Origin of the sequence: Pseudomonas sp. H9 (assembly GCF_004353925.1) — a bacterium.
GTDB lineage: Bacteria > Pseudomonadota > Gammaproteobacteria > Pseudomonadales > Pseudomonadaceae > Aquipseudomonas.
The window spans coordinates 312,827-335,845 of record NZ_SMOK01000012.1 but is presented as its reverse complement, the minus strand read 5'-3'; the positions used below and the strand labels follow the sequence as shown (position 1 = coordinate 335,845).

At 60.3% G+C, this 23,019-nt stretch carries 21 protein-coding genes and 1 pseudogene; 6 read left to right on the top strand and 16 right to left on the bottom strand.

The genetic code is table 11. From position 1 onward, the window contains the following. Positions 1-147 precede the first annotated feature (147 nt). Positions 148-1,650 carry an exopolyphosphatase gene (gene ppx, locus E1573_RS12165; RefSeq protein WP_133213937.1) on the top strand — a complete coding sequence of 501 codons (1,503 nt, stop codon included), beginning with the start codon at positions 148-150 and terminating at the stop codon, positions 1,648-1,650. On the opposite strand, the gene ppk1 is transcribed toward ppx, so the two are convergent. Further along, positions 1,637-3,829 (bottom strand): polyphosphate kinase 1, encoded by a 2,193-nt coding sequence (ppk1, locus tag E1573_RS12160; protein ID WP_371925160.1) that lies wholly within the window; start codon positions 3,827-3,829, stop codon positions 1,637-1,639. The two genes, ppx and ppk1, sit on opposite strands and share 14 nt — an antisense overlap. A 79-nt stretch (positions 3,830-3,908) precedes the next feature. Then, entirely contained in the window at positions 3,909-4,919 is a 1,011-nt protein-coding gene (hemB, locus tag E1573_RS12155) for a porphobilinogen synthase (protein WP_133213933.1), read from the bottom strand. A gap of 207 nt (positions 4,920-5,126) precedes the next feature. On the opposite strand from hemB, the gene E1573_RS12150 reads away from it, so the two are divergent. Both E1573_RS12150 and elbB read left to right on the top strand, forming a co-directional pair. Next, complete coding sequence (locus E1573_RS12150) at positions 5,127-5,729, top strand: DedA family protein (protein ID WP_133213931.1); 603 nt, start codon at positions 5,127-5,129, stop codon at positions 5,727-5,729. A 110-nt stretch (positions 5,730-5,839) separates the two neighbouring features. Then, positions 5,840-6,508, top strand: a complete 669-nt coding sequence (gene elbB / locus E1573_RS12145) for an isoprenoid biosynthesis glyoxalase ElbB (RefSeq protein WP_133213929.1) — start codon at positions 5,840-5,842, stop codon at positions 6,506-6,508. Between the two features lie 68 nt (positions 6,509-6,576). Here the strand turns inward: elbB and E1573_RS12140 are convergent, their stop codons facing one another. The 5 genes from E1573_RS12140 to E1573_RS12120 all read right to left on the bottom strand — a co-directional run bounded on the left by E1573_RS12140 (position 6,577) and on the right by E1573_RS12120 (position 12,383). Further along, complete coding sequence (locus E1573_RS12140; protein WP_133213927.1) at positions 6,577-7,029, bottom strand: YaiI/YqxD family protein; 453 nt, start codon at positions 7,027-7,029, stop codon at positions 6,577-6,579. 61 nt (positions 7,030-7,090) lie between these two features. Next, the gene (locus E1573_RS12135) at positions 7,091-8,989 is read right to left on the bottom strand and encodes a cytochrome c/FTR1 family iron permease (RefSeq protein ID WP_133213925.1); all 1,899 of its coding nucleotides are present in this window, start codon (positions 8,987-8,989) and stop codon (positions 7,091-7,093) included. 180 nt (positions 8,990-9,169) lie between these two features. Then, positions 9,170-9,802, bottom strand: a complete 633-nt coding sequence (locus E1573_RS12130; protein ID WP_133213923.1) for a LysE family transporter — start codon at positions 9,800-9,802, stop codon at positions 9,170-9,172. 83 nt (positions 9,803-9,885) lie between these two features. Continuing rightward, complete coding sequence (locus E1573_RS12125; protein WP_133213921.1) at positions 9,886-10,473, bottom strand: mechanosensitive ion channel family protein; 588 nt, start codon at positions 10,471-10,473, stop codon at positions 9,886-9,888. Then, positions 10,473-12,383: an ATP-binding cassette domain-containing protein gene (locus tag E1573_RS12120; protein ID WP_133213919.1), complete on the bottom strand. Its 1,911-nt coding sequence runs from the start codon at positions 12,381-12,383 to the stop codon at positions 10,473-10,475. Before E1573_RS12120 ends, E1573_RS12125 begins: the two co-directional genes overlap by 1 nt. 50 nt (positions 12,384-12,433) lie before the next feature. Between E1573_RS12120 and E1573_RS12115 the strand changes: the two genes are divergently transcribed. Further along, positions 12,434-12,916: a TIGR02444 family protein gene (locus tag E1573_RS12115; RefSeq protein ID WP_133213917.1), complete on the top strand. Its 483-nt coding sequence runs from the start codon at positions 12,434-12,436 to the stop codon at positions 12,914-12,916. Here the strand turns inward: E1573_RS12115 and E1573_RS12110 are convergent. Further along, positions 12,892-14,004, bottom strand: coding sequence for an AlgP family protein (locus tag E1573_RS12110; protein WP_133213915.1), 1,113 nt, complete (start codon positions 14,002-14,004; stop codon positions 12,892-12,894). The genes E1573_RS12115 and E1573_RS12110 overlap by 25 nt on opposite strands. Positions 14,005-14,230: 226 nt before the next feature. On the opposite strand from E1573_RS12110, the gene E1573_RS12100 reads away from it, so the two are divergent. Next, on the top strand, positions 14,231-14,896 hold the full coding sequence (locus tag E1573_RS12100; protein WP_133213911.1) for an FKBP-type peptidyl-prolyl cis-trans isomerase: 666 nt from the start codon (positions 14,231-14,233) through the stop codon (positions 14,894-14,896). Positions 14,897-14,912: 16 nt separating this feature from the next. Here E1573_RS12100 and rsd read toward each other — a convergent pair whose 3' ends face one another. The 8 genes and pseudogenes from rsd to E1573_RS27245 form a co-directional block, all read right to left on the bottom strand. Further along, the gene (gene rsd, locus E1573_RS12095) at positions 14,913-15,383 is read right to left on the bottom strand and encodes a sigma D regulator (protein ID WP_133213909.1); all 471 of its coding nucleotides are present in this window, start codon (positions 15,381-15,383) and stop codon (positions 14,913-14,915) included. A gap of 222 nt (positions 15,384-15,605) precedes the next feature. Continuing rightward, the gene (locus E1573_RS12090; protein ID WP_133213907.1) at positions 15,606-16,124 is read right to left on the bottom strand and encodes a disulfide bond formation protein B; all 519 of its coding nucleotides are present in this window, start codon (positions 16,122-16,124) and stop codon (positions 15,606-15,608) included. A gap of 216 nt (positions 16,125-16,340) precedes the next feature. Continuing rightward, on the bottom strand, positions 16,341-17,579 hold the full coding sequence (locus tag E1573_RS12085; RefSeq protein WP_133213905.1) for a heme biosynthesis protein HemY: 1,239 nt from the start codon (positions 17,577-17,579) through the stop codon (positions 16,341-16,343). Next, on the bottom strand, positions 17,576-18,670 hold the full coding sequence (locus E1573_RS12080; protein ID WP_133213903.1) for a uroporphyrinogen-III C-methyltransferase: 1,095 nt from the start codon (positions 18,668-18,670) through the stop codon (positions 17,576-17,578). Before E1573_RS12080 ends, E1573_RS12085 begins: the two co-directional genes overlap by 4 nt. Before the next feature lie 45 nt (positions 18,671-18,715). Then, entirely contained in the window at positions 18,716-19,483 is a 768-nt protein-coding gene (locus E1573_RS12075) for a uroporphyrinogen-III synthase (protein WP_133213901.1), read from the bottom strand. Beyond that, complete coding sequence (hemC, locus tag E1573_RS12070; RefSeq protein ID WP_133213899.1) at positions 19,480-20,421, bottom strand: hydroxymethylbilane synthase; 942 nt, start codon at positions 20,419-20,421, stop codon at positions 19,480-19,482. The genes E1573_RS12075 and hemC overlap by 4 nt, the downstream gene beginning before the upstream one ends. Before the next feature lie 117 nt (positions 20,422-20,538). Then, the gene (locus E1573_RS12065) at positions 20,539-21,285 is read right to left on the bottom strand and encodes a LytTR family DNA-binding domain-containing protein (protein WP_133213897.1); all 747 of its coding nucleotides are present in this window, start codon (positions 21,283-21,285) and stop codon (positions 20,539-20,541) included. Continuing rightward, positions 21,282-21,388, bottom strand: a pseudogene (locus E1573_RS27245) (sensor histidine kinase); the annotation flags it as partial. The gene E1573_RS12065 and the pseudogene E1573_RS27245, both read right to left, overlap by 4 nt. Positions 21,389-21,606: 218 nt before the next feature. On the opposite strand from E1573_RS27245, the gene argH reads away from it, so the two are divergent. Continuing rightward, positions 21,607-23,001, top strand: coding sequence for an argininosuccinate lyase (argH, locus tag E1573_RS12055; RefSeq protein ID WP_133213895.1), 1,395 nt, complete (start codon positions 21,607-21,609; stop codon positions 22,999-23,001). Positions 23,002-23,019: the final 18 nt, after the last annotated feature.

Below are 23,019 nucleotides of genomic sequence, written 5' to 3'. Positions count from 1 at the left end.
GTGCATGACCGCGCATATCATCGCAGTCACGGGAAAGTCATATTTCCTCAATCAACCTGCCCCACATCAAGCCTTGATACGCTGCGCGTTGGCGTCAGGCTTGGATCGTGGCAGGATTGCCGGGTTATCGACCGAGAAGCCACGACCATGCCGCAAACCTCAGCCAAGAATCTGTCCTTGATCGCTGCCATCGACTTGGGCTCCAACAGTTTTCATATGGTTGTGGCCAAGGCCCACCATACCGAGATCCGCATCCTTGAGCGGCTTGGGGAAAAGGTTCAGCTGGCCGCTGGTATCAACGAAGAACGTCAGCTCAACGAAGAATCCATGCAGCGCGGCCTGGATTGCCTCAAGCGTTTCGCTCAGCTGATCAGCGGCATGCCGGCGGGCTCGGTGCGTATCGTCGGCACCAACGCCCTGCGCGAAGCCCGCAACCGCGGCGAGTTCATCCGCCGCGCCGAAGAGATTCTCGGGCACCCGGTCGAAGTGATTTCCGGCCGTGAGGAAGCCCGCCTGATTTACCTGGGCGTGTCCCACACCTTGGCTGATACCCCCGGCAAACGTTTGGTAGCCGACATCGGTGGCGGCAGTACCGAATTCATTATTGGCCAGCGATTCGAACCATTGCTGCGTGAGAGCCTGCAGATGGGTTGCGTCAGCTACACGCAACGTTACTTCCGCGACGGCAAGATCACCCCGGCACGTTACGCTCAGGCCTACACCGCTGCGCGCCTTGAGCTGATGAGCATCGAAAACGCACTACACCGCCTGACCTGGGATGAAGCCATCGGCTCTTCCGGGACTATTCGCGCCATTGGCTCGGCACTCAAGTCTGGCGGCATGGGCAACGGTGAAGTCAACGCTGAGGGGCTCGCCTGGCTCAAACGCAAACTGTTCAAGCTGGGCGAAACCGACAAGATCGACTTCGAAGGCGTCAAACCTGATCGCCGGGCCATTTTCCCGGCGGGCCTGGCGATTCTCGAAGCGATTTTCGATGCCCTGGAACTGCAGCGCATGGATCACTGCGACGGCGCGCTGCGTGAAGGCGTGCTGTTCGACCTGCTGGGCCGCCATCACCATGAAGACGTACGTGAGCGCACCCTGACCTCGCTGATGGAGCGCTATCACGTTGATCAGGGTCAGGCAGCCCGCGTCGAACGCAAAGCCCTGCATGCCTTTGACCAGGTGGCCAAGGCCTGGGACCTGGAAGACGGTATCTGGCGTGAGCTGCTCGGCTGGGCGGCCAAGGTGCATGAAGTGGGTCTGGACATTGCCCACTACCACTATCACAAGCACGGCGCCTACCTGATCGAGCACTCGGACTTGGCCGGCTTCTCCCGCGAAGACCAGCAAATGCTGGCGTTGCTGGTACGCGGCCATCGCCGCAACATTCCCAAGGACAAGTTCGCCGAGTTCGGCGAAGACGGCACCAAGTTGATTCGCCTGTGCGTGCTGCTGCGTTTTGCGATCCTGTTCCACCACATCCGCGGCACTCAGCAAATGCCGACCGTCACGCTGCACGCGGCAGGCGATAGCCTGGATGTGGAATTCCCAGCCGGTTGGCTGGAACAGAATCAGCTGACCCAGGCCGACTTCGGCCTGGAGGCCGAGTGGCTGACCCGGGTCGGCTTCGTCCTCAGCGTACGCTGAGGACCGGGTTGCTCAGGCGCTCGAGCAGAGCGGCCTGGGCACTGCGTGGGTTCTGGTTGCCGGTAGGCGTGCTGCGCACATAACGCCCATCAGGCTGCAAGATCCAGGCGTGGGTGTTGTCGGTCAGATACCCTTCCAACTCCTTCTTCACCCGCAAGATCAGTTTCTTGCCCTCGACCGGGAAGCAAGTCTCAACCCGCTTGTCGAGGTTGCGTTCCATCCAGTCGGCACTGGAAAGGAACATCTGCTCCTCCCCGCCATTGAGGAAGTAGAACACCCGGGTGTGCTCCAGGAATCGACCAATGATCGAACGCACCTGGATGTTATGCGACACCCCGGCAATTCCTGGACGCAGGCAGCACATGCCACGTACCACCAGATCGATGCGCACACCTGACTGACTGGCTTTGTACAAGGCACGGATGATCTTTGGATCGGTCAACGAGTTGAACTTGGCGATGATGTGCGCAGGTTTGCCTTCAAGGGCAAACTGGGTTTCGCGCGCGATCATGTCGAGCATGCCTTTCTTCAGGGTGAACGGCGCATGCAGCAGCTTCTTCATGCGCAACGTCTTGCCCATGCCAATCAACTGGCTGAACAGTTTGCCGACGTCTTCACACAAGGCATCGTCGGAGGTCAGCAGGCTGTAGTCGGTATACAGGCGCGCGTTACCTGCGTGGTAGTTACCCGTACCCAGGTGGGCATAACGGACGATCTCACCTGCTTCACGGCGCAGGATCAGCATCATCTTGGCGTGGGTCTTGAAGCCAACCACACCGTAAATCACCACTGCACCCGCCGCCTGCAGACGGCTGGCCATCTGCAGGTTGGACTCTTCGTCGAAACGTGCGCGCAATTCGATCACCGCCGTGACCTCTTTGCCGTTACGTGCCGCATCGACCAGGGCGTCGACAATCTCCGAGTTGGCACCACTGCGGTACAGGGTTTGGCGCACAGCCAATACATGTGGATCTTTGGCGGCCTGGCGCAGCAGGTCGACCACCGGCGTGAACGACTCGAAGGGGTGCATCAGCAGGATGTCCTGCTTGCCGACCACGCTGAAAATGTTCTCGGCGTTCTGCAACAGCTTGGGAATCGCTGGCGTGAACGGCGTGTACTGCAACTCCGGATGGCTATCCAGGCTGGTGATACTGAACAGTCGGGTCAGGTTGACCGGGCCGTTGACTTGATACAGCTCACTCTCACTCAAGCTGAACTGCTTGAGCAGGTAGTCCGACAGGTGTTTAGGGCAGGTGTCGGCTACTTCCAGCCGCACTGCATCACCATAACGGCGTGAGAACAACTCACCACGCAGGGCGCGGGCAAGGTCTTCGACATCTTCGGAGTCCAGCGCCAGGTCGGCGTTACGGGTCAGGCGGAACTGGTAGCAGCCCTTGACCTTCATGCCCTGGAACAGATCGTCGGCATGTGCGTGGATCATCGAAGACAGGAATACGTAGTTGTCGCCTGGGCCGCCGACATCCTCCGGCACCTTGATTACCCGTGGCAACAGACGCGGCGCCGGAATGATCGCAAGACCAGAATCGCGACCAAAGGCGTCCACCCCTTCGAGCTCGACGATGAAGTTGAGGCTCTTGTTCACCAACAATGGGAATGGGTGCGTCGGGTCAAGACCAATCGGGGTAATGATCGGTGCGATCTCGTCACGGAAGAAACGTCGCACCCAGGTTTTGAGCTTGGTCGTCCAGTGACGGCGGCGAATGAAGCGGATCTGGTGTTTTTCCAGCTCTGGCAGCAACACATCGTTTAGGATCGCGTATTGGCGATCGACTTCGCTGTGCACCACTTCGCTGATCCGCGCCAACGCCTGGTGCGGTTGCAGGCCGTCAGCACCGGCCTGCTCACGGGCAAAGGTGATTTGCTTTTTCAGGCCCGCCACACGAATTTCGAAGAACTCATCCAGGTTGCTGGAGAAGATCAGCAGGAACTTCAACCGCTCCAACAGCGGGTAGTTTTCATCCAGCGCCTGTTCGAGCACGCGGATGTTGAACTGCAGCTGGGACAACTCGCGGTGAATGTACAGGCTGCTGTCATCCAGGCCGGGAATAGCGACGGCCGGAGCAACAGAAACCGGGGTCGCCACAGGTGCAGGTGCGGGCGCCTCCACCTCGGCCACCGGCTCAGGCACGGCAGCAGGCTCCGGCGGCGTTTCGAGCATCTGCTCTGGCACAGGCTGAGCTTGCTTCATAGCGACATCACTGAGTACTTCGTTATTCATCTGGCGTTCCTGAAGGGCCTTATTGCCCTCTCAACAATTGAGCAGCGCGAACAGCGAAATAGGTCAGGATGCCATCAGCTCCTGCCCGTTTAAAGGCCGTGAGGGATTCGAGGATCACTCCTTCACTGAGCCAGCCGTTCTGAATCGCAGCCATGTGCATGGCGTACTCGCCACTGACTTGATAGACAAAGGTCGGGGCCTTGAATTCATCCTTGACCCGATAAAGGATATCCAGGTACGGCATGCCTGGTTTGACCATCACCATATCGGCGCCTTCGGCCAGGTCCGCAGCCACTTCATGCAGGGCTTCGTTGCTGTTGGCCGGGTCCATCTGGTAGGTGGCCTTGTTGGCCTTGCCCAGGTTCAGGGCCGAACCGACTGCATCGCGGAAGGGGCCGTAGTAAGCGCTGGCATACTTGGCCGAATACGCCATGATACGCACGTTTACGTGACCAGCCAGCTCCAGTGCTTCACGAATGGCTTGAATGCGACCGTCCATCATGTCGGAAGGGGCAACCACCTGAGCGCCGGCTTCCGCGTGGGACAGTGCCTGACGGACCAGAGCGTCAACTGTGATGTCGTTCTGGACGTAGCCTTCTTCGTCGAGGATGCCGTCCTGACCGTGGGTAGTGAACGGGTCCAGGGCAACGTCGGTAATCACGCCCAGCTCCGGGAAGCGCTCGCGCAGCGCGCGCGTGGCACGCTGAGCAATGCCATCCGGGTTCCACGACTCAGCACCGTCCAGGGATTTCTTTTCGGTTGGCGTCACCGGGAACAGCGCCAGCGCTGGAATGCCCAACTTCACCCATTCCTGCGCCGCTTCCAGCAGCAAGTCGATACTCAGACGCTCTACACCCGGCATCGAGGCCACTTCTTCGCGACGGTTCTCGCCATCGAGCACAAACACCGGCAGGATCAGGTCATCGACGGTCAGTACGTTTTCGCGCACCAGGCGACGGGAAAATTCGTCACGACGGTTGCGACGCAGACGAGTGGCAGGAAACAAACGGTTAGCGGGGGTAAAGCTCACGGCAGACTCCTGAGCCCGCTCAGGCGGGCGAGCGCGACAGTTATAAGCGGCCATTATGACGCTTGTATGACGGCATGGGACAACCCTGCGACTTAAGGGCGCAGTCATTGTCCTTGTAGGAAATGTTAACGTCGAGACACATTTGGATACTTTCCCCAACGGCCACGAAGGGTTAGGCTGCGCGTTCATTTCGCCAGCACCCAGAAAATGCTCCAAGAATTCCTGCAGGATTTTGGTTACTTTGCCCTTTTTCTAGGCACGTTTTTCGAAGGTGAGACCATTCTGGTTCTCGCAGGCTTCCTTGCGTTCCGCGGATACATGGATATCAACCTGGTGGTCCTGGTGGCCTTCTTCGGCAGCTACGCCGGTGACCAGCTTTGGTACTTCATGGGGCGCAAACACGGGCGCAAATTGCTGGCACGCAAACCGCGCTGGCAGTTGATGGGTGACCGGGCACTCGAACACATCCGCCGTCATCCGGACATCTGGGTTCTGAGCTTCCGCTTCGTCTACGGCTTGCGTACCGTCATGCCGGTGGCCATTGGTTTGTCAGGCTACCCGCCACGCCGTTACTTACTGCTCAACGGCATCGGTGCAGCGGTCTGGGCCCTGGCACTGGGCGCTGCGGCCTATCACTTCGGGGCCATTCTCGAAGGCATGCTGGGCAACGTGAAAAAGTACGAGCTGTGGGTACTCGGTAGCTTGCTGGCCTTCGGCGGCTGCCTGTGGCTGCGTCGTCGCTTCAAAGCCGCGCGTGTGGCGCGTAAGGAAGCTGCTGCGCTACAGGAGCAGGACGGCGATAAGCCATAAGCGGCAAGCATCGCCGGATTCGGCCACACTCAGAGCAATGAACTATGGCACCTATGGCAGCATCTGCTGTTTTAGGAGACATTGAGTGCCTCGACTCGGGAGTAGTGAGCATGACCAAGAAAAAAGTTGCGGTAATTCTTTCCGGCTGTGGTGTCTTCGACGGCGCCGAAATCCACGAGAGCGTCATTACCTTGCTGCGCCTGGACCAACGTGGCGCCGAGGTGCAGTGCTTCGCCCCCAACATTGCGCAGATGCATGTGGTTGACCACCTGACCGGCGAAGAAATGCCTGAAACGCGTAACGTCCTGGTGGAGTCAGCGCGCATCGCTCGCGGCAACATCAAAGACCTGCGTGAAGCCGACGCCAAAGACTTTGACGCCTTGATCGTGCCGGGCGGTTTTGGCGCTGCGAAAAACCTCTCCAACTTCGCCGTTGAAGGCACAGGCTGCACCGTCAACCCAGACGTGCTGGCCTTGGCCGAAGCCTTCGCCGAAGCCGGCAAGCCGGTTGGCCTGATCTGCATCTCACCTGCGCTGGCGGCGAAGATTTACGGCCCTGGCGTGGTCTGCACCATCGGCAACGATGCCGACACCAGCGCCGCCATCGTCAAAATGGGCGGCACCCATGAAGAATGCGATGTGCATGACATCGTCGAAGACACCCAGCGCAAGTTGGTCACCACCCCGGCGTACATGCTGGCGCAGTCGATCAGCGAAGCGGCTGGCGGCATCTACAAGCTGGTAGACCGGGTGCTGGAGCTAACGCACGAGAACGATTGAAGCCTGTCGCGGGGCAAGCCCCCCCCTACCGGCCCGGTGGGAGCGGGCTTGCCCCGCGATCAAACTGACTACTGACGTGCCAGACGCGTAAGAATCCGGTCCAGAGAATTGGCAAACGCCTGCTTCTCGCGGTCGCCATAAGGCGCCTGGCCACCCCCGACCTGCCCCTGCTCACGCAAGTCGGTGAACAGATTGCGCACAGCCAGACGCTCGCCCATATTGCGCTCGTCGAACTCCCGACCGCGTGGATCAAGACACGCCACGCCTTTCTTCACCAGCCGATCGGCCAACGGTACATCACTGCAGATCACCAACTCGCCAGGCACTGCATGCTCGACCAGGTAATCGTCAGCAGCATCAGGACCGCTCGGCACCACAATCAGTTTGACGCAGGCAAAAGCCGGCTTGATCTGGCTCTGCCCGGCCACCAGCACCACCTCCAGCTGACGTTTCAGGGCAAATTTGACGACCTGATCCTTGGCCGCCTTGGGGCAGGCATCAGCATCAATCCAGACACGCATGACAACACTTCCAACATAAAAACGGGCGAACAGTATCTCCGCTCGCCCGCTGCGCTTCAAATCAGCCTGCTGAAACGCGGCGTTTCTCAGCCAGGCGGCTGCGCCCGTAGAGAATCACAATCGCCAGCAAGGCAACCGCCTGCGCCGTCAGCGAATAAGCATCCGCGTGGATACCCAACCAGTCGAAGTCAAAGAACGCCACCGGATGCGTACCAAACACCCCAGCTTCCTGCAGGGCCTTGACCCCATGACCGGCAAACACCACCGACAAGGCGCAGAGCAAAGCAGCGTTGATGCTGAAGAACAGCGCCAGCGGCAGCTTCGCCGAGCCCCGCAAAATGATCCAAGCCAGCCCCACCAGCAGCAGCAAGGCCGTAGCACCACCCGCCAGCACGGCCTGGTGCCCTGCTGGGCCGGCCTGTAGCCACAGGGTTTCGTAGAACAGAATCACTTCGAACAGCTCACGGTAAACCGAGAAGAACGCCAGCAAGGCAAAACCGAAGCGCCCGCCACCACTGACCAGGCTGCTTTTGATGTAGTTCTGCCAGGCTGCCGCATGCCGACGGTCGTGCATCCACACGCCCAGCCACAACACCATGACGCTGGCGAACAGCGCCGTACACCCCTCAAGCAGCTCGCGCTGGGCGCCGCCAACGTCGATCACATAAGCGGCCAGGGCCCAGGTGCCGAAACCGGCCAGCAACGCCAGCAGCCAACCAATATTGACGCTACGCACCGCCGACTGCTGACCGGTGTTGCGCAGAAAGGCGAGAATCGCCGCCAGCACGAGGATCGCTTCCAGGCCTTCGCGCAGCAGGATCAACAAGCCCGAGATGTAGCTCAGCGTCCAGCTCAGGCCATCGCCGCCCAACAGGTCGGCCGCTTCCTTGAGCTTGCCTTTGGCCGCCTGCAGGCGCTGGCTTACCTGCTCGATCGGCAAGCCATCCTGCAGGGCCTGACGGTAGGCCATCAGTGATTTTTCAGTGTCTTTGCGTACATTGGCGTCGACGTTGTCCAGGGAGCTTTCGACCAGTTCGAAGCCCTCCAAATACGCCGCTACCGACAGGTCGTAGGCCTGTTCATGGTCGCCGCTTTGATAGGCCGCCAGGCTCTTGTCCAGTGTACTGGCGGTGTAATCCAGCAGCTGTGCCGGGCCCCGCTGAACCTGCGGTGGCTGAGCGCGTTGGGCACGGAATGTCGCCGCCGCTTCCAGCCCTTGCGAGGCCTCAATCTCCAACGGAGTCTGACGCGCCAGGTCGGCAAGGTTGTAGGTGGTTTCGCTTTTGGCCTTGGCCGGATCTGCGGTGAAGCTGGCGACATAGGTGGCCAGGTCCCAGCGTTGACGCTCGTCCAACTGGTCGGCAAAGGAAGGCATGTCGGTGCCCTCGATACCTTGCCCCAAGGTGTTGTAGAGGTCATACAGACTAAGCCGCGCGAGTCGCTCGCTGCTGCGCAGATTGGCCGGTGGTGGCTCCAAGCCTACACCTGCCGGGCCATCTCCGGCACCGCTGTCGCCGTGGCACACCGAGCAGTGCTGTGCATACAGCGGTGCGCCGCGTGAAGGGTCTGGGGTGATGATCGGTGCCTGGCTGACTTCGTAGGCAACGGCCAGTTGCGCGCCGAGCTGTCGAGCCTGACGCGCGACACTGGCACCGTCTTGGCGTTGATTGATTGCCTCACGCAGGCTGACCACGCCCTGTTCCAGGGCCTGGCGCTCGGCTCGTGCTGGCAAGCCACTGATCAGGCCTTGCAACACGTCAGTGAACTCCAGCTGCTCGCGGTATTCGCCGTCATCCACCACCTTGCCGGCCTCCACCGTGGCCGGGTAATCGGCGCCGATGTAATCGAGCAAGTGCAAAGCCTTGGCAGCGTCGTCCACGGTGTCAGCCAGCAGCACAGAACTGCTCAGCGCCAACACCGGCCATAGCAGCCAGGCGAGCAAGCGGGAACGGGGAATCATGAGCCAATCTCAAATAACAATGCGAGGAATTGCATTGTTCACTTCCATTGGCGATCGCTCAAGGTTTACCGGTCAATCTAAGTAAAATTTAGTGACAATTTCATCTGTAGGAGCGGGCTTGCCCCGCGATCCGATATGACTGACACACCGCAATCGCGGGGCAAGCCCGCTCCTACAGAGTCAGACGGGGGTTCGGCGAATGGTCGCGAGCAAAGTCGCGGCACCGAGGAACAAGCCGGCAAAGGTACGGTTCATCCGCCGCTGTTGCTTGGGCGTGCGCAGCAAACGCAATACCCGCGCGGCCAACCCGGTGTAGCCCGCCATCACCAGCAAATCGACGGTGATCATGGTCGCGGTGATGATCAGGTACTGAGGCAACAGCGGTGCATGCGGGTTGATGAACTGTGGCAGCACCGCAAGCATGAAGACCAGAGCCTTGGGGTTGCTGACGTTGACCAGAAATCCACGAAACACCAGGCTCAGCGGTTTACCGATAGGCCGTACGGCGGACTCATCGCTGAGGTCAGAAGGCAAGGCGCGCCATTGCTTGACGGCCAGGTACACCAGGTAGGCGACACCGAACCATTTGATCAGTTGAAACGCGGTGGCCGATGCGGCAAGGATGGCGCCGACGCCTGCAGCAATGATCGCGATCTGTAGCACCAGGCCCAGCTGCAGGCCCAAAGCGTTCCAGTAACCGCGCCAGAATCCATACTGCAAGCCACAAGACATCGAGGCAATTGCCCCTGCGCCCGGTGACAGGCTGATCACCCAGCAAGCGGCAAAAAATGCCAACCACGTTTCTAACGACATCACACACCTCGGCCCGAACTTGTAACAAAACTCTAAGCTAGTGTGCTGGTGAAAAAATAACCACGATTTTTTTCAGTTCGCGATCATTTACCTGTCGTTTTGTCGTCCCCCACCAACGGCACAACATCCGTACCGCGCCAACGCCTGACCGACTTCTGGAAAAACTGGCTGTTGGGCACCTGAACCGTCGCCCCACCTGCTTCAGGCATTTCCGTGAGGGTGGTGAACAGCAGGTTGATAGCCACTACCCGGCCTTTGACACCGGGCTTGTCGATGGTCTCGACCAGTTCCACCACATCACCGATGCGAAACGGCCCGACGGTGAAAATCAGGACGGCGCACAACAAGTTCGACAGCACACTCCACATGGCGAAAAACGCCACCGCAGCCACGGCAACGAAGCCCGACAACGCTGTCCACAACACCGTGGCAGAGACCCCGAGGCGCTCCAGGACGAACACCAGCGCGCTGCCCATGATCAGCCAGCGCAAGCTACCGCGCACCGGCATCATCAGTTCCGGTGGCAACGGATAGCGTTCACCAAGGCGCTTCAAGCCCCGCCCGACCAAGCGCTGCAGCACAAACGCAGCGCAAAGGATCAGGAGAATCTGCAAGCCCATCCAGAACGGCGCAATCCACTCCGGCGGCACCGGCAACTGCCATGACGCCATCAAGACAAGGCCTCCAGCTCCGCCTGCATGGTCTCCAGCTGCTCAAGGGCGGCCATCCAGGCTTCTTCCAACTCTGCCTCGCGCACCTTGAGCTTGGCCTGCTGGGCCAGCAAGTCGCGCAATTCGTCCTTGCGTGCAGCCTCATACAAGGCGCTGTCACCCAGGCTGGCATCGACCTTGGCCAGTTGCTCGTGCAACGTGCCCAGCTCGCGCTCCAGCTTGTCGGCTTCACGCTTGTGTGGCGCCAGTTGCTGACGCAATGCAGCTGCGGCCTGACGCTGAGCTTTCTTGTCAGTCTTGTCGGCATTCACCGGCGCAGCACTGACCGGTGCATTGCGCTGACGGTACTCGACCAACCAGCGGGTGTAGTCGTCCAGGTCGCCATCGAAAGTCTCGACCTTACCGTCGGCTACCAACAGGAAGTCGTCAGTGGTGCTCTTGAGCAAGTGACGGTCGTGGGACACCACCAGCACCGCGCCACTGAACTCCTGTAACGCCATGGTCAGCGCCAGGCGCATTTCCAGGTCCAGGTGGTTGGTCGGCTCGTCGAGCAGCAGCAGGTTAGGACGCTCCCAGGCAATCAATGCCAGGGCCAGGCGAGCCTTCTCACCACCGGAGAAGTTCAGCACTGGCTCATCGATACGCCCGCCGCGGAAGTCAAAACCACCGAGGAAATCACGCAGGGTTTGCTCACGCTCGGTCGGTGCCAAGCGCTGCAGGTGCAGCAAGGGGCTGGCCTTGTTATCCAGAGAGTCGAGCTGGTGCTGGGCGAAGTACCCCACAGACAGGTTCTCACCGCGCACCAGGCGCCCGCTCAGCGGCTCCAGTTCACCGGCCAGGTTCTTGATCAGCGTCGACTTACCCGCACCGTTGGGGCCGAGCAAACCGATTCGCGCACCCGGCGTGAGCTGCAGCTTGACCTTCTCGAGGATGGTCTTGTCGCCGTAACCCAGGCGCCCTTCCGACAAGTCGAGCAGCGGGCTGGAGATTTTTTCTGACTCACGGAAGGTGAAGTCGAACGGCGAATCTACATGTGCAGCCGACAACTCCTCCATGCGTTCCAACGCCTTGATCCGGCTTTGCGCCTGACGGGCCTTGGTGGCCTGGGCCTTGAATCGGGCGATGTACTTTTCCATGTGCGCACGCTGAGCCTGCTGCTTCTCATAGGCCTGTTGCTGCTGCGCCAGGCGCTCGGCACGCGTGCGCTCGAACGCCGTGTAACCGCCGCGGTAAAGCGTCAATTTGCACTGTTCGACGTGCGCCACATGGTCGACCACGGCATCGAGAAAATCGCGGTCGTGGGAAATCAGCAACAGCGTGCCGGGATAACCCTTGAGCCATTCCTCCAGCCACAGGATCGCATCGAGGTCCAGGTGGTTGGTTGGCTCGTCGAGCAGCAACAGGTCGGATGGGCACATCAGTGCCTGGGCCAGGTTCAAACGCATCCGCCAGCCACCGGAGAAGTCACCGACACGACGGTCCATCTGCTCGTTGGTAAAGCCCAGACCTGCCAGCAATTTGCGCGCGCGAGCATCGGCGGTATAGCCGTCAGCACTGTCGAGCTCAATGTGCAGGCGCGCGAGCGCCGTACCATCATGGGCCGCCTCGGCAGCGGCGAGGTCAGCCTGGACCTTACGCAGTCGAGCGTCACCATCAAGCACATAGTCGACCGCCAGCCGGTCGAGGGTATCGACCTCCTGACGCATGTGCGCAATGCGCCAGTCTGCCGGCAGCTGACAGTCACCGGAATCGGGCGTCAGCTCCCCGCGCAGCAAGGCGAACAGGCTGGATTTACCGGCGCCATTGGCACCGATCAGGCCGGCTTTCTGGCCGGCGTGCAGGGTCATCTCGGCGCCTTCTAGCAGGCGCTGAGGACCACGCTGTAAAGTGAGGTTCGATAGTCTGATCATAATGGCCGCGAAGTCTACCAGCTTCGTCGGCAACTGGCGCGAGTAGGACCATGCACACCGACCTGTGGAATTTTGCCCTGAATCTTTACGCCCGCCCCGGCGTGGAAGCTGCGTGCCTGCAATGGCAGGATCAAGGAGGCGATGTCTGCCTGCTGCTGTGTGCAGCCTGGCTCAATACCCGCGGCATTGCGCCAACTGAGCAACGTATGCAGGCCTTGCGCGAACGTGCCGCAGCCTGGCAACTCGGGGTGATCACACCGTTACGCAACCTACGCCAGCAATGGCGAACCGCAGCCAGTCAGGATCCGCAACTGGCTCATTTGCGTGAGCAGGTGAAAGGGCTGGAACTCAATGCAGAGCGTATCTTGCTCGAACGCTTACAGGAGATCTGTGACGATTGGTTGGCAGCATCTGAACCGGCTGCCGACTGGTTGAACTACCTGACACCCGAAGGCACCAGTGCGCATCACGACGCGCGGCATACGCTGCGCGTCGCGATGCAATCGACTCAGGAGGCCGAAGACGGCGTCTGAGGTGCAGTTACTGGCGATGCCGGAGCGGCTGGCGCAGCTGTCGGTGCCGTGGCTGCTGGCGCTGGAGTGGAAGCCACTGGCGCGGGTGCCGGGGTAGCAGGCTTGGCTGCAGCAGGTTGCGCTGCCGGTTTGGCGGCTGGCTTGGCCGCTGGCCGGGCAGGTGCTTTTGCCGCAGCAGGTTTGGCTGCAGGTTTGGCCGGGGCTTTCGCTGCGGCAGGTTTTGCTGCCGGCTTGGCAGGTGCCTTCGCTGCTGCCGGCTTGGCTGCAGGTTTAGCAGCTGGCTTGGCAGCAACCGGTTTGGCCGCAGCAGGTTTGGCCGGGGCTTTCGCAGCGGCTGGCTTAGCTGCTGGCTTGGCTGCGGCAGGTTTGGCAGCAGCCGTTTTAGCGGCAGGCTTAGCAGCCGCTTTGGCAGCTGGCTTGGCCGCCGGTTTTGCTGCTGGTTTTGCTGCTGGTTTTGCTGCTGCCGGTTTCGCCGGCGCTTTTGCGGCAGCCGGTTTGGCTGCTGCGGTTTTGGCTGCAGGCTTGGCGGGTGCTTTAGCCGCAGCAGGCTTGGCTGCAGCAGTACGCGCAGGGGCCTTGGCAGCCGGTTTGGCAGCAGCTTTTGCCGCAGGCTTGGCGGCAGGTTTGCTCGCGACTCTGGCGGCTGGCTTGGCAGCTGGTTTGGCCGCTACAGGAGCAGGTTTTGCTTCACGCTGAGTCAGTGCCTTGGCAGCTGCTTCTCTAACCTTGCCAACACCCTGGGCCAGTTTCAGGCTTTCCTGAGCGTCACGCTTGAGTTGAAGAATATAGGTGCGAGTCTGCGACTGACGCTCTTTGAGCGAATCGAGCAACTCTTCCAGTTCAGCGGCAGTGGACTTGGCTTTGGCTTGTGCCTTGGCTTTTCCAGACTTGGCTGCGTCTTGAAGTTTGAGACGGGACTTGTGCAGTTTTTCTTGTGCCTTGCCACGCTGTTTTTCCAACTTGGCGAGCAATTTTTCAGCATCAGCCAGCGCTTGCGAGCAGGCATTTTCCAAATGATCAAGCAGGCTGCCCGAGAGTTGTTGGAGCAGGTGCAACGGCGTACTTACTGGCTTCTTATTGGCCGACATGGTTTACCTCCTGGCTGACGAGAGTGCGGCTCATACTATGCTTCTGCTGCTACCGCCGCTAGGGCATGTTGACAGTATTGATGGCGCCGCGTTGCATGCCTGGGCAAAGTTGTTATCGCTGCAGCTGGAATCAAGTGTAGATGCTTCAAAAAGTGTTGCTGATATTTACACGAAGTCGCAGACGAAGGCTGGCATACTTCATGTCCGCTGAAGCAGGAGTGAGCCCGTGTCGCGCTATCTCGTATTAGCTCTTTTTCTATTCCCGGCATCGCTCTTGGCAGCTCCGGCACAACCCACCACAAATGAGCACGATCTGGCCTACAGCCTGGGGGCAAGCCTTGGTGAGCGCTTGCGTTCTGAAGTTCCCGACTTGCAATTGGAAGCCTTGCTTGAAGGCCTGCGTCAGGCCTATCAGAACAAGCCGTTGGCGCTGAGCAAAGAGCGTATGACAGCCATACTCAGTGAACATGAAAATCGTGCACAGGAAGCCGCGCTACAGGCACAACAAGAACAATTGTTGAGTGCAGAAAAACGCTTCATGGCCACTGAGCGAGCCCGAGCAGGTGTGCGCGAATTAGCCGCAGGCATTCTCGTCAATGAATGGGCAACTGGCACCGGCGCCAAGCCCTCTGCCCACGGCAAAGTTCAGGTTCGCTATGTCGGGAAATTGCCCGATGGCACAGTCTTCGATCAGAACCAGCAAGCACAATGGTTCAACCTGGACAGTGTGATCGAGGGGTGGCAAGTGGCGCTGCCTGAAATGGCAACTGGGTCGAAGTGGCGCCTGGTGATTCCTTCAGCGCAGGCCTATGGCGCCGAAGGCGCGGGCGACCTGATTGCGCCCTATACGCCACTGGTGTTCGAGATCGAGCTTCTGGGGGTTGCCGACTGAGCTGTCGGCATGCCCATCAGGCCTGTACCGCGCCCTCTTCACTGTGCGCGTTGTGCAGCACTTCGATCAGGCAATCTTCGAGTTCGAAGCGCTCGTGCAGCAGGCTCCCAAGCTCGCTCAGCTTTTTCGCAAAGCGCTCAGGGTCGTTGCAGTTACCCTTGTCGCAATGATCGTTGAAGGCCGTAGCAATTTCAGTGGTCGCATCGATACGCGGGCTGATTTGTTTGGCCAGTTCCAGCCCCCGTGTATCACCAAAGGCTTTAGCTTCGCTGACCAGTTGTTCACTCACTTCAAAATGCCAGGCCGACACATAGTCGATCAGCACCGCACAGAAGTCCCGGCTCTTGTCCTTGTCAGCAAATGCCGGCTTGGCATCGCGTAACGCGCGAAAGGCTGTCACCAACTCTGCACGCTCATCCAACCAGCGGTCTATGAGCTTATGAACCCCACCCCAGCGTTCCTGAGCATTCTGACAACTATCTAGCATGGCGATCTCTTCCCTTCTGGGTAATGCGCCTGCCCCCGCTCGCAAACGTGCGCAGCAAAGGTGAAATCAGCAGGCGGCATCGAGCAGCTGTGTTTTCGGTATGCGTGCAGGGAGATTATTCCCGTGCGCCCTTGGCTTCAAGGTACGCAGGCGACAAAGTTCATACAAGTGTTTAATCCCACTTTGGTCTGCCGCCGGTCGTTTGAACCCGAACCCTTCGCTTCAGTTATTGGCCAAGCGGCGGATGACGGCGTGCCTGTACGCAAACAGGCGAACAAGCAGCAAGAGGGCTAACAATACGAACGCCAACAAGCTCCATTCAGGCACCGTCAGATCGAGAAAACTCCAATTGATCGGCACACATTCAGAACTGCCCAGCACCATGACTTTCAGCAACTGGCTCAGCGGCATGCTTTCGATGAAATAGCTCATTGAAGGCTGACAACCAAGCGTCAGAGCCGATGCCCCCTGCAACCACACATGCCTGGCTGCAATCAGCGCTCCGGCAGCAGCAAACAACAACGCCAGCCCGGCATAAACGTAAGTACCAAAGGGGCCGGGAAGGTGCAGCACTGCGCAAAAGCAGACCAATACAAAGCCACCTAGAAAAAGTCGCTGGCTGTAACACAATGAGCAAGGCGACAACGCCATACCCCATTCAAGATAAAGCGCGACGGCCAGCATTAGCACCGAGGCCAAAAAGGCCGGAAGGAACATTGAGCGCACGCGTGGCAACGGCATGATGTGTCCGTTATCGAATTAAACAAGCTTCAACGGTAGAGGAAAGTCGCGTCTTGTTTCAAGGCACGACAAATAAGGTAAGTCCCTGAAGTGAAAGGGAATAATCGCGTAGCCGCGTAGAAAATTCGTCGGCTCTTATAAGGAAAATAAACCTGGACTTGTAGGTCTTTTCTGCAACACCTTGGGCATGCGCATTAGCGCACACCCAAGGGTCAGTCAGGCTTGCACAGCCCCAGGCAAGGGCAATGCCAGCAGGCGCTCGTCGAGCAGCCCCAAGCCTTCCTGAAATAGCTGATTGCTGCGCTCGGAATCACCCAGCCCGGCCAACAAACGTGCCAGCTCGGCACAGGCCTCAGGATTTCGCTGCAGGCGCAAACTACTTTCCAGGTAATCACGCGCCTTGCCCCACAGCCGGTTCTGCAGGCTCAACCGCCCCAGAGTGAGCAACAGCCCTGGGTCATCGCCATGCTCCTTCAACCAGCCTTCGGCCGTTTGTAACTGCCGCGCCGGATCAGAACCACGCACCAAACCATAAAGGCGCGCCAGATGACTTTCATACTCACGTTTGAGTGCCGTGCGCAGGGCCTTCTCAGCCTCACTTTCGGCCCCCAACTGACGCAACTGCTCGGCATAGGCCAACACCAGCTGTGGCTCCTGGCGCTGCGCGGCTGTCAGTTGTTGCCAAGCCCGCTCAAGTGACTGCAGTGCGCTTTGCTCTTCCCCTTCACGACTGGCAGCAAGGCTGAGGTTTTCTCCCCAGGCGCGCTGCTCCAGATCTGCCAATTCAGCGGCGGGCAGTACCTTGCCTTTGCGCAACTCTGGCATCAGGCGAATCAGTGCCGACCAGTCGCCGCGCTCGCGGTACAGCCGTTGCAGCAATCTGAGCACTTGAGCGTTATGCGGATGACGTTCCTGCATGGCTTGCAATGTCATCAAAGCCGCATCGCTCTCACCGTGATCCATCTGCAGTTGGGCATGGCTCAAGGCGATGGCCAGCTCCGCTTGCGGCTGGCGCTCCAGAGCACGCTCAAGCAGGTTATCGCGGTCCTCGATCCGCCCCAGCTCGTTCGCCGCGCGGGCAGCGCCGAGGTAGTACAACAAGGGTTGACGCTCAGCCTCGGCTGCACGCTGCAAGTGGCGCTGCGCGCTCGCCCAACGGCCCTCAGCAAGATCCAACTGGCCCTGCTCGATTGCCAGGCGCGTACGACGGCTGCGGTTACGCCGCGACCACGGGTTGACCACACCGCTGGAAGTCAGCACCAAACCGACCAGGTAGCGCACCAGCAGCACGCCGAGAATGATGCAGGCCAAGACCGCCAGCGCCGCCCACAGCCCTGACTGATAGCGAAAGCTGCCGTATGAAATCAGCACATAACCACTGTGCTTGGCGATGGCGATCCCGAGTGCGGCAGCGGCCGCAATGGCCACAACCGCCAGCAGGTAGACGCGCTTCATGGCTTAGCCTCCTCGGCCGGCAGGTGCCGACGCTCAAGGTAGGCTTGTACGGCGCTGAGGCTGTCGGCCAGATCCGGGACCACCACCGATACCGGCTCCTCGGCCAATGCGTTGAGGCTGTCGAGCATGGCCTTGCTTTGCGGGTTGTCCGGGTTGAAGTTGGCCAGCAAGACACTGCGCGCGTCGTCCAGGGCCTGGGTGTAGACCTTCGCCTCACCGTTGAGTGCCGCCCACTGGGCTTGCTCGATGGTCAGGCTCAACGCCAGGCGAAGCTGATTAAGCGACTGCCCGGCCAGCAATGGACGGACATTGTCATCCACGTCGAAATCGATCTGGAAGTACTTGGACATCTCTGCCCACCACTGCGACCAACGACTGGCGCCATCACCATCAGCAGTCAGCGCACCCAACGCATCGGCATCACTGTTGAATTCGGGCGATTGCGCGCTGAGCTGCTGGACCAGCTCACGCTGAGCTGCCAGTTTCAGGAACAGCCCGGTGCGATCCGGCTGTTGAACGCTGTTGAGCGTGGCCAGGCTCTTGGCCAGTTGCTCACGGGCGGCAAAAGCACCCGGGTCGCTCTGCTCTCGCAGGATGTCATCGGCACCCTGCACCAGCGCACGGGCGCTGACAACATCCTGCAACGCAGACAAGCGCAAGCTTGCCAGACGCAACAAGTGCTCCGCCTCGGCCAGACGCCAGTCCTTGCGGCTGGCCCCTAGAATGGTTTCCAGACGCTGGCTCAAGCGTTGTTGATCGCCCTGCAGTTGCGCGACCAAGCGGCGGCGGTCTTCCAGCTCGTCAGCCGCAGGCAACTTCGCCAGCTGCGCCGAGATCTGCTGCTCACGCAATTGCAACGCCTGGGTCTTTTCGCTCAAGGATTGCAGGTATTGCCCCTGGCCCTGTTCGGCGCCCTGGAGCTGACGCACCTGCCATACACCCCAACCACCGACGGCTACGCCTGCGGCGCCGAGCAGCAGCGCCAGGACGGCCAGCCCATTGCCCGAACGTTTGCCCGGCGTAGTGGCAGAGGGTTCAGACGCCGCTGGCGTCGATTGCAGGTCATCGTTGGGCAAGACAGTTTCGCTCACGTATCCATCCTTTGCATTGGGCTCGTCGCCAATCAGCTTAGCGCTTCAGAGGGCAGGTGCAGGCATTTGCTGCAGGGCTGCCAACAACGCCGCGGCACTGGCACCGCGACAGTCCACTACATTCTGTGCCCCGGCATCCCGGGCTTGCGCGGCAACACGCGGGCTGGGAACGAACAGCGTCAGCTGTGCGAGCTGAGGCCAATCTTCCCCGGCCAACTGCCGCAAATGTTCAAAACCCTGCCCACTGCTGACCACCAAGCCGTTCAGGCGTTCCTCGGCAACACGCGCAGGCAGCGCACCGTCGGGGTAAGTCGGCAGCAAGCGGCGATAGAGTTGCAGATAATCGACACTAGCACCTCGCTCGGTGAGACGCTCGGCAAGCAATTCGCGCCCCCCTTCACCGCGCATGATCAACACCCGGGGTGCCGGGCCGGCGATTACCTGATGCAACGCCGGTAACTGCAGCAGTGCTTCGCTATCGTCGCCGGCGGCGGGGTAGCTGACCTGGCAGCCGCTGGCCTGAAGCACCTGTGCAGAGGCGGCCCCCACCGTGAACCAGGCTTGTTCAGGTAGCTGTGGCCAGTAAGGGGATAACGCGGCCAACCCGAGGCGGGCCGCCGGCTTGCTGACCACAATGATGGCGGCGTAACGATCGACACCACGCAACACGTCCAGCTGCGCCTCGTCCAGTTCCAGCGGCTCGATGTCGAGCAACGGTAGGCTGCTACTGGCAACCCCTTGTTCGGCCAGCGCCTGTGCCAGCGCAGCGCATTCTTCCGCTGGCCGGGTCAGGAGCAGACGCCAGCCGCTCACGGGTGACCGGCCTCGCCATAAACGGCTTTGAGGATGTCGTCAGCGCCTTGTTTGAGCAGGTCTTCGGCCACCTGCACGCCCAGGGCTTCAGCATCCTGGCGCGGCGCACGGGCTTCGGCGCACAGCAACTTGCCGCCACTGGGTTCACCCACCAGGCCACGCAGCCACAATTGGTCACCTTCGAGCACGGCATAACAGGCAATCGGCACCTGGCAACCGCCATTGAGATGCTTGTTGAGCGCCCGTTCGGCAACCACGCGGTCGGCGGTGTCCTGATGGTGCAGAGGCGCCAGCAACGCGTGAATTTCACTGTCGGCGCTGCGGCATTCGATGCCCACGGCACCCTGGCCACCAGCAGGCAGGCTGTCTTCGACGCTGATGCCGGAGGTGATGCGCGCTTCAAAGCCCAGGCGGATCAAGCCGGCGGCGGCCAGGATGATCGCGTCGTACTCACCCGCATCGAGTTTGGCCAAGCGCGTATTGACGTTGCCACGCAGGAAGCGGATTTCAAGGTCCGGGCGACGGGTCAGCAGTTGCGCCTGGCGACGCAAGCTGGAAGTGCCCACGATACTGCCAGCTGGCAGCTCATCCAGGCTCTTGAAGGTATTGGAAACAAAGGCGTCACGCGGGTCTTCGCGCTCGCAGATGCAGTACAGGCCCAGGCCCTCGGGGAAGTCCATGGGCACGTCTTTCATCGAATGCACGGCGATGTCGGCCTGGTTTTCCAGCAGCGCGGTTTCCAGTTCCTTGACGAACAGACCCTTGCCACCGATTTTCGACAACGGTGAGTCAAGCAGCTTGTCGCCCCGGCTAACCATCGGGACCAGTGTTACCAGCAAACCCGGGTGGGCCTGCTCCAGACGGGCTTTGACGTATTCGGCCTGCCACAAGGCAAGAGCACTTTTGCGTGTGGCGATGCGGATTTCACGAGTGGACATGGATCGATCCGTACAAGATAGATGTAACGGATGATAACAGCTCAGTCCGACCCACTTGCAGATCTATGTCACTGGAGAAATGCACCATCCTTGGTAGGAAAATTCTCCAGCCCCGGCCTAAAGCTGTCGCATCATGTTGCGCACACCGGCCACATGCCGACGGCTGACAATCAATGCATCGCCATTGAGGCCTTTGAGGTACAGCTGAAAATGCCCCAGCGGCGTGCGCTGCAGCCGGTCGATTCGGTTGCGGGCCACCAACGCGTTGCGGTGAATCCGCACAAAACGATCACCAAACTCGTCTTCCAGCGCCTTGAGCGGCTCATCCAGGAGCACCTCGCCGGCGTCGTGGCGCAAGGTCACGTACTTATGGTCGGCGATGAAGTAGATCACCTGGTCCAGGGGAATCAACTCGATGCCTTTACGGGTGCGCGCACTGATATGGCTACGCGGGCCACTGCCACTCTCGGCTGCCGGGCGCGTCAACGCCGCCAGTTGCACCCGATTGGGCCGCTCGGCCTTGCGCAAGGCTTCACGCAGGGCATCGGCCGTCACCGGTTTGAGCACGTAGCCCAACGTGCTGTCTTTGAAGGACTGCACGGTGAACTCGTCATCACCGGTACAGAACACTACAGCAGGCGGTGCCTCGCGCTCGCACAAGCGCGCGGCGACCTGCAAGCCATCCAGACCAGGCATGCGGATGTCGAGCAGGACCACCTCAGGTTTGAGGCTGTCGATCAGGGCCAGAGCCTCTTCGCCATTGCTGGCACTGGGCTCCAGTACTGTATAGCCTCCCAGTTCACCGAGCAGTCGGCTCAGGCGTTCCCGGGCTTGGGGTTCGTCATCAACGATCAGGACATTCATATTGCGCTGGATTCCTGCGTGAGTCTCGCACAAGGGTAGCGTAGACAAGTGAGGTACGACCGTCACGGCGATCCACGCTCAGACTCGCACGAAGGCTAAAGATTCACTGGTCGGCTAGAAACATGCCGATCCTCTGTCCAACTGTAGACGGTTGCCGCAACACTGCCGTTCAATCGATAAATATCCTGTTGCGCACGCCCTGTCGCGCGCCTGTGCTGCGACACAATCACGCACACGCACCGACCGCCGTCCTACGGTGCAGCCCTTAACCCTGTTATCATCGGCAGCACTTTTCCGTTCACGCCTTCAACGAGTGAATCCATGAGCACCGACAAGACCAATCAGTCCTGGGGCGGCCGCTTCAGTGAGCCCGTCGACGCCTTCGTCGCCCGTTTCACCGCCTCCGTCAATTTTGACCAGCGCCTGTACCGCCACGACATCATGGGTTCGATCGCCCACGCCACCATGCTGGCGAAGGTCGGCGTGCTCACAGACGCCGAGCGCGACACCATCATTGATGGCCTGAAAACCATTCAGGGTGAAATCGAGGCCGGTAACTTCGACTGGCGCGTCGACCTTGAAGACGTGCACATGAACATCGAAGCACGCCTGACCGACCGCATCGGCATCACCGGTAAAAAACTGCACACCGGCCGTAGCCGTAACGACCAGGTTGCCACCGACATCCGCCTGTGGCTGCGTGACGAGATCGACCTGATCCTGGCCGAAATCACCCGCCTGCAAAAAGGCCTGCTGGAACAAGCCGAGCGCGAAGCCGAAACCATCATGCCCGGCTTCACCCACCTGCAAACTGCTCAGCCGGTCACCTTCGGCCACCACCTGCTGGCTTGGTTCGAGATGCTCAGCCGCGACTACGAGCGTCTGGTTGACTGCCGCAAGCGCACCAACCGCATGCCGCTGGGTAGCGCTGCACTGGCAGGCACCACTTACCCGATCGACCGCGAACTGACCTGTCAGTTGCTGGGCTTCGAAGCCGTGGGTGGCAACTCGCTGGACGGCGTCTCCGACCGCGACTTCGCCATTGAATTCTGCGCCGCTGCCAGTGTGGCAATGATGCACCTGTCGCGCTTCTCTGAAGAGCTGGTGCTGTGGACCAGCGCCCAGTTCCAGTTCATTGACCTGCCCGACCGTTTCTGCACCGGCAGCTCGATCATGCCGCAGAAGAAAAACCCAGACGTTCCGGAGCTGGTTCGCGGCAAGACCGGTCGTGTATTCGGCGCCCTCACCGGCCTGTTGACCCTGATGAAAGGCCAGCCACTGGCCTACAACAAGGACAACCAGGAAGACAAAGAGCCGCTGTTCGACGCCGCCGACACCCTGCGCGACTCGCTGCGTGCCTTTGCCGACATGATCCCGGCGATCAAGCCTCGCCACGCGATCATGCGCGAAGCCGCCCTGCGTGGCTTCTCCACCGCCACCGACCTGGCTGACTACCTGGTACGCCGCGGCCTGCCATTCCGTGACTGCCACGAAATCGTCGGCCACGCAGTGAAGTACGGCGTCGATACCGGCAAAGACCTGGCGGAAATGAGCCTGGAAGAGCTGCGTCAGTTCAGCGACCAGATCGAGCAAGACGTATTCGCGGTGCTCACCCTGGAAGGCTCGGTCAACGCCCGTAACCACATCGGTGGTACCGCCCCGGCCCAGGTACGCGCCGCCGTAGCACGTGGCCAGGCCTTGCTGGCCAGCCGCTGAGTGACGGCGCAGGCTCGT